The 17224-nt window shown below is 60.5% G+C and carries 17 protein-coding genes; 10 read left to right on the top strand and 7 right to left on the bottom strand.

The annotated features are described in order from the left end of the window. Positions 1–57 precede the first annotated feature (57 nt). The 4 genes from dsbD to ACTIE1_RS03860 are packed head-to-tail and all read left to right on the top strand — an operon-like array spanning position 58 to position 4095. Positions 58–1839 carry a protein-disulfide reductase DsbD gene (dsbD, locus tag ACTIE1_RS03875; RefSeq protein WP_439561772.1) on the top strand — a complete coding sequence of 594 codons (1782 nt, stop codon included), beginning with the start codon at positions 58–60 and terminating at the stop codon, positions 1837–1839. Further along, positions 1836–2639 (top strand): prolipoprotein diacylglyceryl transferase family protein, encoded by an 804-nt coding sequence (locus ACTIE1_RS03870; RefSeq protein WP_439561771.1) that lies wholly within the window; start codon positions 1836–1838, stop codon positions 2637–2639. The genes dsbD and ACTIE1_RS03870 overlap by 4 nt, the downstream gene beginning before the upstream one ends. 3 nt (positions 2640–2642) lie before the next feature. Next, positions 2643–3458 carry a L,D-transpeptidase gene (locus tag ACTIE1_RS03865; RefSeq protein ID WP_439561770.1) on the top strand — a complete coding sequence of 272 codons (816 nt, stop codon included), beginning with the start codon at positions 2643–2645 and terminating at the stop codon, positions 3456–3458. A gap of 28 nt (positions 3459–3486) precedes the next feature. Then, a complete protein-coding gene (locus tag ACTIE1_RS03860) occupies positions 3487–4095 on the top strand; it encodes a DsbA family protein (RefSeq protein WP_439561769.1) in 609 nt (202 codons plus the stop codon). Positions 4096–4204: 109 nt separating this feature from the next. On the opposite strand, the gene phnE (ACTIE1_RS03855) is transcribed toward ACTIE1_RS03860, so the two are convergent. The 7 genes from phnE (ACTIE1_RS03855) to ACTIE1_RS03825 all read right to left on the bottom strand — a co-directional run bounded on the left by phnE (ACTIE1_RS03855) (position 4205) and on the right by ACTIE1_RS03825 (position 10077). Further along, complete coding sequence (phnE, locus tag ACTIE1_RS03855; RefSeq protein ID WP_439561768.1) at positions 4205–5017, bottom strand: phosphonate ABC transporter, permease protein PhnE; 813 nt, start codon at positions 5015–5017, stop codon at positions 4205–4207. Beyond that, positions 5014–5817: a phosphonate ABC transporter, permease protein PhnE gene (gene phnE, locus ACTIE1_RS03850; protein WP_439561767.1), complete on the bottom strand. Its 804-nt coding sequence runs from the start codon at positions 5815–5817 to the stop codon at positions 5014–5016. Before phnE (ACTIE1_RS03850) ends, phnE (ACTIE1_RS03855) begins: the two co-directional genes overlap by 4 nt. Then, positions 5814–6641, bottom strand: coding sequence for a phosphonate ABC transporter ATP-binding protein (gene phnC / locus ACTIE1_RS03845; protein WP_439561766.1), 828 nt, complete (start codon positions 6639–6641; stop codon positions 5814–5816). Before phnC ends, phnE (ACTIE1_RS03850) begins: the two co-directional genes overlap by 4 nt. Before the next feature lie 77 nt (positions 6642–6718). Beyond that, the gene (phnD, locus tag ACTIE1_RS03840) at positions 6719–7666 is read right to left on the bottom strand and encodes a phosphate/phosphite/phosphonate ABC transporter substrate-binding protein (RefSeq protein WP_439561765.1); all 948 of its coding nucleotides are present in this window, start codon (positions 7664–7666) and stop codon (positions 6719–6721) included. 256 nt (positions 7667–7922) lie between these two features. Then, entirely contained in the window at positions 7923–8645 is a 723-nt protein-coding gene (gene arsH / locus ACTIE1_RS03835; protein WP_439561764.1) for an arsenical resistance protein ArsH, read from the bottom strand. 30 nt (positions 8646–8675) lie between these two features. After that, entirely contained in the window at positions 8676–9695 is a 1020-nt protein-coding gene (gene arsB, locus ACTIE1_RS03830; RefSeq protein WP_439561763.1) for an ACR3 family arsenite efflux transporter, read from the bottom strand. Between the two features lie 37 nt (positions 9696–9732). Beyond that, on the bottom strand, positions 9733–10077 hold the full coding sequence (locus ACTIE1_RS03825; RefSeq protein WP_439561762.1) for an ArsR/SmtB family transcription factor: 345 nt from the start codon (positions 10075–10077) through the stop codon (positions 9733–9735). A gap of 145 nt (positions 10078–10222) precedes the next feature. Between ACTIE1_RS03825 and ACTIE1_RS03820 the strand changes: the two genes are divergently transcribed. The 6 genes from ACTIE1_RS03820 (at position 10223) to ACTIE1_RS03795 (ending at position 17207) form a co-directional block, all read left to right on the top strand. Next, entirely contained in the window at positions 10223–10690 is a 468-nt protein-coding gene (locus ACTIE1_RS03820) for a hypothetical protein (protein WP_439561761.1), read from the top strand. Positions 10691–10795: 105 nt separating this feature from the next. Continuing rightward, on the top strand, positions 10796–11398 hold the full coding sequence (locus ACTIE1_RS03815; RefSeq protein ID WP_439561760.1) for a TRAP transporter small permease subunit: 603 nt from the start codon (positions 10796–10798) through the stop codon (positions 11396–11398). A 47-nt stretch (positions 11399–11445) separates the two neighbouring features. Further along, on the top strand, positions 11446–12801 hold the full coding sequence (locus ACTIE1_RS03810) for a TRAP transporter large permease (protein ID WP_439561759.1): 1356 nt from the start codon (positions 11446–11448) through the stop codon (positions 12799–12801). Between the two features lie 89 nt (positions 12802–12890). Further along, positions 12891–13613, top strand: coding sequence for an ABC transporter ATP-binding protein (locus ACTIE1_RS03805; protein ID WP_439561758.1), 723 nt, complete (start codon positions 12891–12893; stop codon positions 13611–13613). Next, positions 13610–15970, top strand: a complete 2361-nt coding sequence (locus ACTIE1_RS03800; RefSeq protein WP_439561757.1) for an ABC transporter permease — start codon at positions 13610–13612, stop codon at positions 15968–15970. The genes ACTIE1_RS03805 and ACTIE1_RS03800 overlap by 4 nt, the downstream gene beginning before the upstream one ends. 31 nt (positions 15971–16001) lie before the next feature. Next, positions 16002–17207 (top strand): efflux RND transporter periplasmic adaptor subunit, encoded by a 1206-nt coding sequence (locus ACTIE1_RS03795; protein WP_439561756.1) that lies wholly within the window; start codon positions 16002–16004, stop codon positions 17205–17207. The last annotated feature ends 17 nt before the right edge of the window (positions 17208–17224 follow it).

Below are 17224 nucleotides of genomic sequence, written 5' to 3'. Positions count from 1 at the left end.
CAGTGCTGCGGCGGCAGCCTTAAGCCTGTCTTAAGCTGGAACGCGTGAAAGGACAAAATGATCAGAATTACCCCCTCTTGCGTGTTTATGCGCCTTGCCCGCCTTGCCATGTCAGTCATCGTGCTGATGATGCTTGCGACCCTTGCCGCAGGTCAGGGCGTTCAGTGGTCAACGCCCGCGGGCGATGCGCCGCTGCCACCCGATCAGGCGTTTGTCTTGCATCATGAGTCGGACCCTGACGGGCGGGTGACGCTGACATGGCAGGTGACGCCCGGATATTACCTGTATCAGGACAAGTTGCAGGTGGATGCGCCCGATGGCCCAGTTGCCCTTGACCTGCCGCAGGCCGAATTGACCGACGATCTTACCTTCGGGACAGTCTATATCTACCGCGATGACATAAGCATTGATCTGCCCCCTGTGGCAGGCACACTTGTCGTGACATGGCAGGGCTGTCAGGATGGCGGGATCTGCTATGCCCCGCAAAGCCGGACGATCAGCCTTGACGCCGCCGCATCCGCCGCCCCCGCGACCATTGGCGCAGGCCCGCAGCTTACACTGGCGGGTGATACTGGGCTGATCGACCGGCTGGGCGCGTATGGCGTGCCGGTTTTGCTGCTGGCATTCTTCGGGTTCGGGCTGGCGCTGGCCTTCACCCCGTGTGTTTTGCCGATGGTGCCCATTCTGGGCGGGTATCTGGCCCGTGACGGGGCCGCGATGACACGCAGACGCGGTTTTGCGCTGTCGGCATCCTATGTGCTGGCCATGGCGCTGGCCTTCGGGGCTTTGGGCCTTGCTGCGGCCGCGACGGGGCAGAACCTGCAAATACTGCTGCAATCGCCGGTGGTGTTGTCGGTGATTATTGTCCTGTTTGTGGTGCTGGCCGCGTCCATGTTCGGCATGTTTGACATCAGCCTGCCCGCAAGCTGGACCGCGCGCCTGCAAGGGGCGGGCGGGGCGCGGCGCGGCACCGTGACAGGGGCTGCGGGGCTGGGCTTCACATCGGCGCTGGTCGTCGGGCCATGTGTGACCGCCCCGCTGGCCGCCGCACTTTTGTATATCGCGCAGACAGGCGACATGATGCTGGGATCTGCCGCGTTATTCGCGCTGGGGTTGGGCAAGGGCACGCCGCTGGTCATTTTCGGCACATTGGGGCCGGGCTACCTGCCGCGTTCGGGTCCATGGATGGTGCGCGTGAAACAGGGGTTCGGGTTCGTCTTTCTGGGGCTTGCGCTGTGGCTGGCCGACCGTATGGGCACAGGCCCATGGGGTGTGGCCGGATGGGGGTTTCTGTTTTTGGCGTTCAGCGTGTTCGTCTGGCGTGCGCTGCTGCGCGATGTGCAAAGCCCGCAGGCCCGTGTCTGGATGCGCGCGGTTGCCATCGTGGCCTTGCTGCCTGCGTTTGTGCTGGTTGTGGGGGCATTGCGCGGGGCGGATGACCCGCTGCGCCCCTTCCAGACCGGCCATGCGGATACAAGTGCCGCGCTGGACTGGCAGGTGGTCAGTGACAAGCGCGGACTGGAGTCGGCGCTGGCGCAGGCGGATGGCGCAAGTGTCATTTACCTGACGGCGGATTGGTGCGTAACATGCCGCGTCATTGACCGGCGCGTTCTGCCCGACCCTGATGTGGTGGCCGCTCTCGACCCGCTGACACGCATCAAACTGGACCTTAGCACCTTCGATGCGGCCGCGCAGGCACTGTTGAACGAACTGGGCGCGGCTGGCCCGCCCACGATGATTTTCCTGGATGACATGCTGCAAGAGGCGGGCGGCACCCGTCTGGTGGGCGAAACCCGCGCGGCCCCTGTCATGACATCGGCCATGCAGGTGCACCCATGACCGGCATTTCCCTTGGGCCGATTGTCCTGTCTGTGGACCGGTTTGCATTTATCGCGGGTATCACTGCGTTTCTGGTACTGGTTGCCCTGATCCGGCGCTTTGGCCAGCCGCCTGCCACGCTGGATGCATGGGCCACGCGCCTGCTGGTATTGGGGCTGGTCGGCGGCAGGCTTGGCCATGTGGCGCTGCATCTGGACATATACGCACAAGCGCCGTTGTCGGTGCTGGCCATCTGGCAGGGCGGGTTCAGTGCGGCGGCCGGTTTTGGCGCGGTGGCCGCAGGGCTTGGCTGGATGGCGTTGCGCTGGCAGGGGCACGCTGCGGGCGTGTTGCTGGGGGCTGTGATGGCGGCAGCGCTGGTCTGGCAAGGCAGCCTGATGGCCTTTCCCGCGCCACGTCTGGATTTGCCCGATGTGACATTCGCAGCCCTTGACGGGCGGGATGTCGCGCTTGGGCAATCACAGGGCAGGCCGGTGGTCGTCAATCTGTGGGCGACATGGTGTCCGCCCTGTCGCCGCGAGTTGCCCATGATGATGGAACTGGCTGAAAACACGCCGGATGTTGACGTTGTTTTTCTGAACCAAGGGGAATTCGGGCCGGCCATACGCGCATATCTGCACGACGAAGGGCTGTCCACAGACCGCGTGGCACTTGATCCTGAAGCCACGGCAATGGCGTTGTTCGACACACCCGGTTTGCCCGCAACCCTGTTCTTTTCATCATCGGGCCAAATGGAAGGCGTGCATCTGGGCGAGATATCCCGCGCCGCGTTCCGGTCCCAACTGCAAGCACTGAGGTAAGACATGAAAATTGCACATCTGGTGTCCGGCCTGTTTCTGGCCGGGCTGGTTGGCGCGTGCGCGCCCGTCCCGTCGCAACACCAATCAACGCCCGACGCCGCCCCCGCCCCCGAACCGCTGCCGCCCGAGGTGCTGCAAATGTATGCCGGAATGCAGGATGGCGATGTCTGGATCGATGCGGTGGACCCGCGCCACCTGTCCATGGACACGATCCGGCAGGAAGTGGATTACTGGACAGAAGAACGCCCCGGCACCATTATTGTGGACCCGTGGGACCGGTATTTGTATCTGGTCATGGCCGGCAATCGCGCCATGCGCTACACCGTCGGCGTGGGCGAGGCGGGGCGCGATTTTTCCGGCGATGCGACTATTCCCTATGGTCGGGAATGGCCGCGCTGGACACCCACGCCGAACATGCTGCGCGAAGATCCCGAAACCTATGAACCGCATCGCAGCGGCATGAAGGGCGGGACGGAAAACCCGCTTGGTGCGCGGGCGCTGTATCTGCACCGCGGCGGCAAGGACACACTGTACCGCATTCACGGCACGCCCTATCCGTGGTCCATTGGCGAGGCAAGCTCGTCCGGGTGTATTCGCATGTTCCAGCAAGATGTCATCGACCTGTATGACCGCGTTGAAAAGGGGCGCACCCGCGTGACCGTGCTGCGCGAAGATCAGGCCGGTCAGGGCACACAGCCCCCCGGCACCATGCGCGCGCGCAGCACTGCGGCCCCCATCCCGATGGCCGAAGCGCAAACCTTGCAGCGCATGGCCGATGATGACGGGCTGACACTGGACATGCTGCTGGGCGGCAGTTGACACGCTGACACGAACCAAAGGAATGACAATGCTGACAAGACGTTTCTTCACCCAAGGGCTTGGTATGCTGGCTGTATCGCAGACACTTGTATCGCGCGCACTGGCCCAAAGCGGTCCAAGCGTTGAAGATGTGCTGTTCGACCCCGACCAGCCGGTGCTGGGCAACCCCGATGGTGACCTGAGCATCGTTGAATATTTCGATTATCAATGCCCGTTCTGCAAACGCAATCACCCTGACCTGATGCGCGCGGTGGAACGCGATGGAAATATCAGGCTGCTGATGAAGGACTGGCCGATTTTCGGCGGCACCTCCACGCGCGCGGCGCAGCTTGCGCTTGGCGGGCTGGCAGGTGGCAGTTATGCCCGCGCGCATGCGGCCCTGATGGCAACGCAGGGCCGGTTAAGTGACCATGACATCGACACTGCCCTGACGGATGCGGGCTTGTCGGTGGACAGTTTGCGCGCGGGCTACAGCGCGCAACGCGACCGGCTGGACGGGCTGATGGTGCGAAATGGCAGGCAAGCGGCGGCATTCGGGTTTTCGGGCACGCCCGCATTCATTATCGGAACAGTCATTTACCCCGGTGCACTGAACGCAGATGATCTGGCAGACGCGATCAGACTGGCCCGAAGTTAGGGCATGTCACGTTCATTCGCATTCACGAGACATGCCTTGATCCAATGGTTTCGCATGTTCGGGAACCTCAAGCCCGTTCCCGCTTATTGGCAGCATGCGGGCCACGCCATCATATGATGGCGTGGCGGACCTTGGCAGACACCCATTCGCTGACAACGACCGTCCCGAGTATCACCAGAATGATCAAAGAGACCTGAGGCCAGGCCAGCATGTTCAGGCTGGAGTTCAGTTGCGCACCGATGCCGCCTGCACCGACCAGCCCAAGAATTGCACTTTCACGGATATTGATATCCCACCGAAACACGCTGATCCCATAGAAGGCCGGCAGCACCTGCGGGACGATTCCATAGGTCAGGATCTGGCCCTGTGTCGCGCCGGTCGCGGTGATTGCCTCAACCTGCGAAATATCTGTTTCCTCGATCGCTTCATAAAGCAGCTTACCGATGAACCCGATGGAGCGTAGCGCGATGGCCAGAATGCCCGCAAGTAGACCCGGACCAAGTATCGAGACCAGCAAAAGCGCCCAGATCAGCGAATTGATCGAGCGTGAGGCAACGATGATGAACAACGATAACGGGCGCAAGACCAGACGCGAGGGCGTGGTGTTGCTGGCGGCAAGAAATGCCAGCGGAACCGCCATTGCTATGCCCAGAAGCGTGCCCAGTGTGGCGATATTGATTGTATCCCACAGCGGCGCCCAAAGCCGTTCCATATAGGACCAGCGCGGGGGGAAGGCACGACTGCCGATATCTGCGGCGGCATTGGGCGAATCCCAGACGAAGGCCCAGATTGTGCGTTGCGTCATACGTTCCCAACACCAGACGAACAGGGCCACGCAGGCCAGCCATCCCCCCCACAGCATCAGGCGCTTTGCGGGCGTGCGATGTGCCCATACGGGCGTTTCAACAGATGCCACGCTCATTTCACCCACTTTCGCAAATAGCCCGAAGAATATTCGGCCGCCATAACGATGGCGATGATGATCAGCAGGATCGCGCCCGCGCTGGAATACTCGTAGCGCGACAGCGACGTGTTCAGCGCCGCGCCAATGCCGCCCGCACCAACGATCCCGATCACAGCGGATTCGCGGAAATTGATATCCAGCCGGTACAATGACAGCCCGATCAGGCGTGGCATGACCTGCGGCTGAATGGCGTAATTGATCAGTTGCACCCAGCTTGCGCCCGTCGCGCGGACCGCTTCGGCCTGTGCTTCGTCAATATCCTCAATGTCTTCGGCCAGCAGTTTGCCGATGAAGCCAATGGTGGCAAAGGTCAGCGTCAGAAAACCTGCAAACGCCCCAAATCCGAACAGGGCAACGAAGAAGATTGCAACGATGATTTCCTGAAGCGCGCGGCTGATGGCGATAATACTGCGGCAGACCAGATACACCGCGCGCGGCGCAATATTGCGCGCAGCCCCCACGCCGATGGGAATGGAAATCGCAACTCCCACCACAGTCGAGGTGAATGTCATGGTCAGGCTTTCCATCAACCCGTTGGAAATGTCGCGCCAGCGGGTGGTGAAATCGGGTTGCAGAAAGCCCGCAACAAAGCGCTGCGCGCGCTCCATCCCGGCGATCACGCGCGCCCAGTTCACCTCGATCGTGCCGATGGCCAGCACCAGATAGACGACCGCGCCTACGGCCAGCGCAATGCGCAATCCGCGCGACCGGATCATCTGGGGCGGTTTGCGCCATGTTGTTGGATAGGCGGCGCTCATAATGCCCTCAGCATCTTTTCAGCCTGTGCCTTTTCTTCGGCCTCTGCCTCGGCATCCTCGGCCGCGCCGTTGCGCATGGCGGTCCAGTCCTCTTCGCCATAAATCTGGGTCAGCACCCCCTCGGTCAGGCCAGAGGGCGGGCCGTCAAACACCATGCGTCCGGCTTGCAACCCGATGATCCGGTCCGAGAATTGCTGTGCCAGAACAACGTCATGAATATTGATGATCGCAGGCAATCCGCGTTCGCGGCAGATTTCGACAATAAGCCGCATGATCTGGCGGCTGGTTTTGGGGTCAAGGCTGGCGGTCGGTTCGTCGATCAGCAGCAATTCGGGGTCCTGCGCCAGCGCGCGCGCAATTCCCACCCGCTGCCGCTGCCCGCCCGACAGCGCATCGGCGCGTTTGTCCGCATGTTGCAGCAGGCCAACGCGGTCCAGCAGACGAAACGCATTTGCGATATCGGCGGCAGGATAGCGGCGCATGAAGCTGCGCCAGAAGCCGACATAGCCCAACCGGCCCGACAGGACGTTTTCCATAACAGTCAAGCGTTCTACCAGCGCATATTCCTGAAAGATCATGCCAATGCGACGCCGCGCGCGGCGCAGTTCCGCCGTGCGCATCATGGGCAGGTTCATGTCATTCAACAGAACATTCCCCGATGTCGGTTCTACCAGCCGGTTGATGCAGCGGATCAATGTAGACTTCCCTGCCCCTGACGGACCGATCAGCCCGACGACCTGTCCCTGCGGCACTTCGAAAGACACATCTGACAGCGCTTTGTCCCCTGTCTTGTAAGTCTTTGTCAGCCCTTCGATCCTGAGCATGCGCATCACCTTTCAATGCAAACTGCGACAGGCAGAGACGAAAATCTGCCCGTCGCATGACGTTGTGTTCCGCGGGATCAGTTGCAGGTATAGGTCACGCCCATGGCTGCATCGATCTGGCGGATGACCGACCAGTTTTCCTGAAAGGTGATCGGAATGAACTGGCTTTCGTTCTGCGCGCCGAATTCACGTTCCAGCCCTGTGCCTTCCCATTCAAAGCTGAAGAAAGCGTCCTGAATCTTTTCCTGCAACTCGGGGTGAAGGTTATACACCGTGCCGTAGCCCGAGGTCGGGAATGTGTCGGATTTGTAGATTGTCACCAGATCATCACGGCTGACAACACCGCGCGCTTCCATTCGTGTCAGGACCGAATTCGCAATGGCAGCAGCGTCATAATCCTGATTTGCCGCACCAAGGATAGAGTTGTCATGCCCACCCGAGAAGGCCGGGGTATAGTTTTCGTCAACTACCAGACCGAATTCGGATTCAAGCAACGCTTGCGGGGCCTTGAAGCCGGAATTCGACGTCTCGGATGTGAATGCAAGCTGGCGGCCGTCAAGGTCTTCCAGTGTCTCAATGCCCGATCCGGGATAGGTGATGATCTCCATCTCATACCCGAACGACCCATCTTCTGCCGCCATCATGGCGAAGGGGCGGAACCCTGCACAGGCCACAGCGATAGGATTGCCGCCAGTGTTCACAGCGGCGACATGCAGGCGTCCTGCGCGCATCGCCTCAAGCTGGGCTGCGTTCGACTGTACCGGAAAGAACTGGATGGGCTTGCCAGTGGCCTCGGACAGGTGATCCAGAAATTCGGCCCAGACATCTTCATACACTGCCGGATCTTCAACCGGCGTATAGGCGAAAACCAGAACCGCCGGATCGACCCATTCGCTTTCATCTGTCGGGATATCGGCAACCAGATCGCCGTCATTATCGGAAAAGCGCGGATCAAGCTGGAATGCACCTGCGGGAACCGCAAGCGCGAGTCCGAAGGCTGCGGTCGAAAGAAGTCGAGCAATCATGTCTTTTCCCCCTTGGAATTTGAACATGACGGGCAAGTATTCAGTCGATGTAACATTCGGATAACGGTTCTGTGAAAGTTTAATGACGACGCAATGTCGTCAAGCCAAAGACCTTGACCGATGGCTGGTGCGACTGCCCGCTACAGGCAGGCACATAAAACTGCCTGCGCGGCGTCCGATGGAAAAAGGGTGGTCGGGAAGTGGCGGCGTTCCGGTTGCGTTTGTTCGCCCACGCGAAACAGCGGCTTTTGCGGAATCATAGGCTGCGCTGATTGACCCTTGCCGAAAGCTGTGCGGCGGTTTCCTTGCGTTCAGAATAGCGATCGACCAGATATGTGGACCTGTCGCGGGTCAGGAGGGTGAACTTCATCAGTTCCTCCATGACGTCAACGATGCGGTCATACAGGGCCGAGGGGGTCATGCGCCCTGCCTCATCGAATTCCAGAAACGCCTTGGGGATCGAGGATTGGTTCGGGATGGTGATCATCCGCATCCACCGTCCGAGGATGCGCATCTGATTGAGCGCGTTGAAACTTTGCGAACCGCCGGAAACCTGCATCAGCGCCAGCGTTTTGCCCTGTGTGGGCCGGACCGCGCCTGCCGAAAGTGGTATCCAGTCGATCTGTGTCTTCATCAGTCCTGTCATGGCACCGTGGCGTTCGGGGCTGGACCATACCATGCCTTCGGACCACTGCGCGAGGTCCCAAAGCTCTTGCACCTTGGCCATGTCGGCACCTGGCTGATCGACCAGCGGTAGACCCGAAGGGTTGAAGAAGCGCACCTCTGCCCCGAGCCGTGTCAGGATGCGGCCGGCCTCCTCGGCGGCAAGGCGGCTGAAGGACCGCGCGCGCAGCGAGCCGTAGAGGATAAGAATGCGGGGCGGATGCGCGCTGGTTTCAGGATGAAGCAATCGGGCGCGGTCGATGGACGCGAGGCAATCTTCCTGAATATTCGGCGTTTTGTCTGCATCTGTGTGCATGTTCAGTAGCTTTCCTTGAAATTGGGCCGTTTAGCCGGGAAACCTGTGCCGCGTGCGGTTTGCGAACCACACAAGCGACAGCATCACCGGCACCTCGACCAGCACACCGACCACGGTGACAAGTGCGGCGCCGGAGTTCAGGCCGAACAGTCCGATGGCAACCGCCACCGCCAGTTCGAAGAAATTCGATGTGCCGATCAGCGCGCAGGGGGCGGCGACATTATGGGGCACGCGCCAGCGCCACGCCCAGAAATAGGCCAGCGCAAACATTCCATAGGACTGGATCAGGATCGGGGTTGCCAGCAGAAGGATCAGAAAAGGACTGTCCAGAATCACATTGCCCTGAAACCCAAACAGCAGCACGACCGTCAGCAGCAGACCCAGCATCGAGGCGGGCTTGATCCGGGTGGTGAAGGCCGTGACCGCAGCCTCGCCCCCTTGCGCCATTAACCGCGCGCGTGTCCATGCACCTGCCGCCAGCGGCAGCACGACATAGAGGACCACCGACAGCACAAGCGTTTCCCATGGCACGCTTAGGTCTGTGACACCCAAAAGCAGCGCCACAATCGGTGCGAATGCAAAGACCATGATCACGTCATTCAGCGAAACCTGCACCAATGTGTAGTTTGGATCGCCCTTGGTTAGTTGCGACCAGACAAAGACCATCGCGGTGCAGGGGGCCGCCCCCAGCAAGATCAGCCCGGCAATATACTGCCCCGCATCCGAAGGGTCGATGAGGTCCGCAAAGAGATGGTTGAAGAACAACACCCCAAGTGCTGCCATGGTGAAGGGTTTGATCAGCCAGTTCACCGTAATGGTGATGACCAGCCCTTTCGGGCGCTCGCCCACCTGCCGGAGTGACGCGAAATCCACGGCCACCATCATTGGATAGACCATCGCCCAGATCAGGACCGCAACGACCAGATTGACCGAGGCATATTCCAGTCCCGCCAGCCAGCCGAACAGGCCGGGCGACAGATTGGCCAGCACGATTCCGACCAGAATACAGGCCGCAACCCAGAGCGAGAGATAGCGTTCAAAAACGGACATGCGGAGGGCTTTGTGTGGGAGGGTGCATATGCAGGGTTCAGCGACTGTCAGGTGTAATACAGCAGGCAGGGTCGGTCGCAGCAGCCTCCAGCGCGTCGACCAGCGCCAGAAGTGGGGCCAGCGCGCCGGGGGACAGCGCGTAGCAGACACGCGGCGGGTCGATCTGCCCCTCGATGACACCTGCTGCCTTCAGGATGCGCAGATGCTCCGACACGGTTGATTGCGCCAGCCCCACCGCCTGCACGATATCCCCCCCGATGCAGCCCGGTGTGCGCGCAAGGAGCCTTAGAATCCTTAGTCGCGCGGGATGGGCCAGCGCCTTGGCCAGCAATGCAAGGCGTTCATCATCTATGTCGTAGCCAAGGGTCAGATCGGACAGCATAAGAATCATTTCGTCTATCGTCGTTAGACGAAATATAGCCTTGCTTCACGGCCAACGCAAGCCGCCGAGTGCAATTCCGCCGGTGTCGCGGATTGGCGAAGGATCAGGGGAGACTCCACCAAGAACGCCCAAGCGCGGGCGCTGCGTGCGGGTATCAAGCGCATCACACGAATTCTCGCTGCCGACAGTGGATGAGCAGCTTGGCTTCTATCAGGTTGCCGAATATCTTTATCTTCCCGGTTGGCACCAGCCTTCTACCAACCAGTTTCTGTATGTGAATCTGGATGTTTGGAACGGGCTGGAAGACCAGACGCGTGCCATGATCGAAACCACCTGCATGGCGGGCAATGCCTATGCCATCGCGCGTGCAGAAGCGCTGCAAGGCGCTGTGATCACCAGCTTTGAAGAACGCGGGACCAATGTTCGCACCTATTCGGACGAACAGATTGCTGCCTTCTATGACGCTGCGCAAACGGTTCTTGGCCGCTGGTCCGAACAGGACGAGATGTTTGGCAAAGTGTACACTTCGATGATGGACTTCCAGGCCGAACTGCGCCCGTGGAAAGAGCAGGGTTATCTGCCACGCGACTGGCAGAGCCGCATCGGCGATTAACAGCCAAAATTGGTAAGGTCGTCGCGTCCCTGAGAAGGGGCGCGATTGCCCATACGGGCAAGGCATGCCGATGCCTATTCCCTGCTTTCACGAAGGATAAGCAGCATGAGCCAGCTACAATCCGAAATCAGTCTTGATCTGGACAAGGTCGAGGATGCGGGCGCACGCAGCCACGGGCTGGATTTTCCACGCACCTGGCTTTCCGATATCATCGAAAAAGTGCTCGAACTGTTTTCCTACCTTTTGAACACAATCTGGATCGTGTTGGTGCTGATCATCGTGGCCAATGTAACGATGCGCTATGCGTTCGGCCTGAACTATGTCTGGATAGAAGAAGTGCAGTGGCACATGTATGCCGTGGGCTTCATGTTTGGCATAGGCTACGCGTTGATGCACGATTCCCATGTGCGCGTTGATGTGCTTGCTGCGAATTTTCGTCCCAAAACACGCGCCTGGGTAGAGGTTGTCGCGATAGTCGGGATTATCCTGCCGATGTGCTGGATCATTATTTCCTATGGCATCCCCTTCGCCGAAGCATCCTTTAACCGCGGAGAGCGGTCGTCAGCACCCGGCGGGCTGGCAAATCGCTGGATGATAAAAAGCGTGATTGTACTGGCCTTTGCCTATATCGCGCTTGCGGCTTTTGCACGGTTGCTGCGCGTGACGGCGTTTCTTTTCAATTTCCCGCGTGCGCGGGGCATTCAATAACAACCTGACCGCATGCCCCCACGCGGCTTTCTCGACAGGGACCAGGGATGGAAATCAACGAAATTCTCGTCATTGCGATGCTGGTATCCTTCATCGCGCTGATCTTTACAGGAATCCCTGTGGCCTGGGCTTTGGCCGGTGTCTCGATCGGTTTCAGCTTTATCGCGATCTATGGGTTCGAGTGGTTCAACTGGGACACCTATTTCCTGACGGATTTCCGCATCTTCGGCATTTTTGTGCAGCGAATCTGGGGCCAGATGTCCAACTGGATTCTGGTTGCCCTGCCTATGTTCATCTTCATGGGCCTTATGCTGGAACGGTCCGGAGTGACCGAAAAACTGATGTCGAACTTTGTCCAGCTGTTCGGGCGTTTTCGGGGCGGGCTGGCGCTGGGGGTGGTGCTGATCGGCATCCTGCTGGCTGCGTCCACGGGCATTGTGGGCGCGTCTGTGGTTTTGCTGGCGCTGTTGTCCATGCCGATCATGCTGCAACAGGGTTACAACAAGGGGTTTGCGTCCGGCGTGGTGTGTTCTGCGGGCACATTGGGCATTCTGATTCCACCGTCGATCATGTTGATTATCATGGCAGACCAGATGTCGGTTTCGGTGGGCAACCTGTTCATGGGCGCGCTGATCCCGGGGCTTATGCTGGGTGTGTTCTACATCATCTATATCATGGGGGCCGCAACGATCTTTAAAACGCTGGCCCCTGCACCCAAGGACTTGCCACCCGTATCTGGCCGGTTGATCGTGAACACCCTGCTGGCGGTCCTTCCCCCGTTATTGCTGATCTTTGCAGTGCTTGGGTCCATTTTCTTCGGCATTGCAACCCCGACCGAGGCATCGGGCGTGGGTGCGTTTGGCGCAACCTTGCTGGCGGCAGCAAACGGGCGGCTGTCCTGGGCCGTGCTGAAGGATGTGGGGGCCAAAACCACCCTGACCACCGCCTTCATATTCGGCATCTTTCTGGGTGCCACCATGTTTGCCGTCGTCATGCGTCAACTGGGCGGGGACGAGTTCATTACGCAATCCCTGAATTCGCTGCCATTCGGCCCTTCGGGAATTGTTCTGACAATCCTGTTCATTGCGTTCCTTGCAGGTTTCTTTCTGGACTGGCTGGAAATTTCGTTGATCATGCTGCCACTTGTCGCCCCGGTTGTGGTGTTGCTGGGGTTTGATCAGATATGGTTCATTGTGCTGTTCGCCGTGGTGTTGCAAACATCGTTCCTGACACCGCCTGTCGGCTTTTCGCTGTTCTATCTGCGCGGTGTTGCCCCGCCCGGCGTAACCATTGTTGACATTTACAAGGGCGTCATTCCCTTCGTGCTGTTGCAGATGCTGGCGGTGCTTATGGTGTTTCTGTTTCCGCAGCTTGTGCTGTGGTTGCCGGGCAGGTTGCTATAGACGCGACCCTTCCGGTTCGGCGTCGGGGGCACCCCGTGGCTTGATGCAGATCAAGACGTTGCCACGCGTCTATGATAAATTGCGTCATTATGGCGCGCGATACACATATTTCACCGGTCTTTCGTGCGGAAGGCGTGACACGGGTCTACCGGACCGGTGCTGTTGATGTCTGGGCGTTGCGCGGGGTGGACCTTGACCTTGCCGAGGGCGAGATGGTGGTTCTGCTTGGGGCCTCCGGTTCGGGCAAGTCGACATTGGTGAACATTCTGGGCGGGCTTGACCTGCCGTCCGGCGGGCGGGTGTTTTTCCGCGATCAGGAATTGACGCAGGCCAGTGACCGGCATTTGACCGCATTCCGGCGCGACCATGTCGGTTTTGTCTTTCAGTTCTACAATCTGGTGCCCAGCCTGACCGCGCGCGAAAACGTCGCATTGGTGACCGAAATTGCCCGCGACCCCATGACACCGGAAGAAGCACTGGACCGCGTTGGCCTTGCCCACAGGCTGGATCATTTCCCGTCCGAGATGTCCGGAGGAGAGCAGCAGCGCGTGGCCATTGCGCGCGCTATTGCCAAACGGCCGGATGTTTTGTTGTGCGACGAACCGACTGGCGCGCTGGACAGCAAAACGGGTATTCAGGTTCTGCAAGCGCTGTATGACGTGAACCGCGAGTTGGGCACTGCAACCGTGCTGATTACGCATAACGCTGCTATCCAGCGCATTGCCCATCGTGTGGTTGTGCTGGCAGACGGGCGCATTACCCGCAACGAGGTGAACGCAGAACGCGCCTTGCCCGCGCAGGTCAGCTGGTGAGGGTGCTGAACGTCAAGATGCTGCGTGATCTGCGCAGGATCTGGGCACAGGCGCTGGCCATTGCGCTGGTTCTTGGCTGTGGTGTTATGGTGCTGGTCGGGGCGCAAGCCACGCAGGCCACGCTGGTCCAGACGCAGGCTGCGTATTACGAGCGGCACCGCTTCGCCGACATTTTCGCCGGTGCCACGCGCGCCCCCAAGGAGGTGGTGCAGGCCGCGGCCCTGATCCCCGGCGTTGCGCAGGCCGAGGGGCGCATCAGTTTTCAGGCGGTGCTGGATATTGACGGCATGGCAGAGCCCGCGACGGGTCGCATCCTGTCGCTGCCAGAAGCGGGGGCCGCGTTGAATCTGCCTTTGGTGCGCATTGGCCGCCTGCCTGATCCTGACCGCCCCGACGAGGTGGCGCTTGCAGAACCCTTTGCCGAAATCCACGCGCTGACACCCGGCAGCAGGTTCAGGGCAGTCCTTAACGGCCAGTTGCGCGACCTGACGGTAACAGGTTGGGTGCTTAGCCCCGAATTCATCTATACCATGCCCCCCGGCGCGATGATGCCCGATGACAGGCGCTTTGCGTTGATCTGGATGAATGACGCCGCCGCCGCTGCGGCCATGGATATGGCGGGGGCCGTGAATGAACTTGCCGTGCGCCTTACCCGAGAGGGTGACGAGCGGGCGGTTATCGCTGCCCTTGACCGGATGCTGGACCCCTATGGCGGCACGGGGGCGTATGGGCGCGACCGGCAGGTCTCGCATGCGTTTCTGGACGGAGAGTTGCAGCAGCTTGGGGCAATGGCGACCTTCATGCCGCCAATCTTTCTGATTGTTGCGGCGTTTTTGGTGAATATGGTTCTGGGGCGGTTGATCGCGATGGAACGCGCGCAGATCGGTCTGATGAAGGCGCTGGGGTATGGGCGTGTCGAAATCGCGGGACACTATCTGAAGATTGCGGCCCTGATCGGTGTGGTCGGGGTTCTGGCAGGCTGGGCGCTCGGCTGGTGGATCGCCAATGCGATGATCGGCCTTTACGGTGATTTCTTCCGCTTTCCGTTTGTCATACGCGACTGGGGGACGCAGGCGCTGGTTGTGTCTGCGGCCCTTGGCATGGCGACAGTGGTATTCGGGGGGCTGCGTGCCGTGTGGTCTTCGTTGAAACTGGCCCCCGCCGTGGCGATGCAGCCCCCCGCGCCGCCCAACTACTCAAGGGGGTGGGCCGACAGGGTATTGATGCGCCTGTCACTGCGCCAGACGACCATGATGATCTTCCGCTCGATCATGCGCTGGCCGGGGCGGGCCGCTATCACATTGTTTGGGGTCGCGGCTTCGGTCGGGGTGCTGGTGATGAGTTACTTCATGTTCGACGCGGTCGAGCGGCTGGCGGACAGTGTGTTCCAACAAGCGAACCGCCAGCATGTCACATTGATGATGGCCAGCGACCAGCCCGTCACCGCGCTTCAGGATGCAATGACACTTCCGGGGGTTTTGCGGGCCGAAGGGGTTTATGCGCTGCCTGTCCGCGCGGTAAATGGCCACCGAAACCGGCTTACAGCGTTGCAGGCCCATTTTCCGGATGCCGAACTTGCGCGTCTGGTCGATGATGCGGGGCGCGTGGTGGCGCCCGGTGACGCCGGTGTGGTCCTGCCCGAAATGCTGGCGAACGCGCTGGGTATTCAGGCGGGCCAGTCCCTGCGGCTGGAACTTCTGGCCCCACCGCGCACGGTGCTTCAAATGCCTGTTGCCGAAATCATCCCGCAGGGTATGGGTCAAGAGGTTCATGTGGCCGCAGCAACGCTGTTTGCGGCGATGGACAGCGCGCCCGCAGTCAACATGATCCATTTGTCCGTCCAGTCCGACAGTATGGATGCGTTGAATGCGGCAATCAAGCAAACACCAGCCGTTGCAGGGCTGCTGGACTGGGCAGAGGTGCGCCGCCAGTTTGACGCAACGCTAAGTGAAAACCTGCTGACAATGGTGGGGATATACACGCTGATTGGGGTGCTGATTGCGGTGGGGGTTGTCTATAATGCCGCGCGTATCCAGTTGTCTGAACGCAGCTATGAACTGGCCAGCCTGCGCGTGCTGGGGTTCAGCCGCGCAGAGGTTGGCTATGTGCTGGTCGGCGAAATGATGTTGCTGACGGCGCTGGCCATTCCGCTGGGTTGGGCGCTTGGGTATTGGCTGGCCGTGGGGCTGGTCGCGGCAATGTCGACGGACATGTTCCAGATCCCGTTTCATATTACGCGCCGGACGTTTGCCCTGGCTGCGCTGGCGGTGTTTCTGGCCGCGCTGGCGGCGGTTTTGCTGGTGCGGCGGCGTCTGGATCAGGTTGATCTTGCAACCGCGCTGAAGGCGCGAAGCTAGCCGTTTGAAGATTGGAGTGAACGCGATGAGCATGATGCGCAGGGTGGGAATAGGGCTGTTTGCGGCGGGTATGGCGGCCGCGCTGGTCTGGGCGCTGTGGCCGCAGCCCCTGCAGGTTGATTTGGCCAGCGTAACCCGTGGGGACATGCGCGGTGAAATCCTTGCGCAGGGCGTGACACGGGTGCGCGACCCCTACGCGATTGCTGCGCCAATCACCGGCACCGCGACCCGTTCCCCCGTCGAGGTGGGGGATGCCGTGGTGGCTGGCGAAAGCGTGGTTGCGATTCTGCAACCGTCGGACCCCGCGCTGATGGATGCGCGCGCCCGCGCGCAGGCAGAAGCAGCAATAACAGAAGCGCAAGCCGCTGTCGCGCTGGCCCGTACAAGCCTGCGTCAGGCGGAAACGGAACTTGCCCATGCCACCACCCAGCTGGAACGTGGTCGTGCACTGGCGGCGCGCGGGACCATTGCCCAACGCATGCTGGAAGATATCGAAGCGGCATATCAAAACGCCGAACAGGCCCGCGCCGCCGCCGAGCAGCAGCTGGCACTCAATCGTGCAACACTGGTTCGCACCGAGGCCCAGTTGATGGGGCCACAGTCCAATACCTTGACAAATGGCGCGGCGGGGGAATGCTGTCTGCGTATTCTTGCCCCGCAATCAGGTATCGTGCTGGCCGTCAGCGACCAAAACGCGCGTCTGGTTCAGGCGGGCGCGCCCTTGCTGACGATTGGAAATCTGGACGAGTTGGAGGTGGAGTTGGACCTGCTTTCTGCAGACGCGGTTCAGGTGCCGTCCGGTGCGCGCGCGATTGTCGAACGCTGGGGCGGAGATGGCACGCTGGAGGCCCGTCTGCGCAGGATCGAGCCGGCAGCGTTTACCCGCGTATCCGCCCTTGGAATTGAAGAACAGCGCGTGCGCTTGCGGCTGGACCTGTTGACGCCGCCAGAAGGGCGCGCGGGTCTGGGCGACGGGTTTCGCGTTCATTTGCGGCTGATCCTGTGGGAAGACGAACATATCCTGCAAGTCCCGCAAGCGGCGCTATTCCGCCATGCACAGGGATGGGCGGTTTTCATAGATGATGATGGCCGCGCCCGTCTGCGCAGCGTTACGATTGGCCGACAGGCCGCAGACAAGGCCGAGGTTCTGGACGGTCTGGCCGAAGGGGACCGCGTTATCCTGTATCCCGCCAGCACGCTGCAGGACGGGGCCGCAATTGCCGCGCGGGCCGGATAGTGGTCCGTGCGCAAATG

This window comes from Roseinatronobacter sp. (genome assembly GCF_051859525.1).
Lineage (GTDB): Bacteria > Pseudomonadota > Alphaproteobacteria > Rhodobacterales > Rhodobacteraceae > Roseinatronobacter.
The sequence above is the reverse complement of the archived record's forward strand: the minus strand, read 5'-3'. Positions and strand labels throughout refer to the sequence as shown.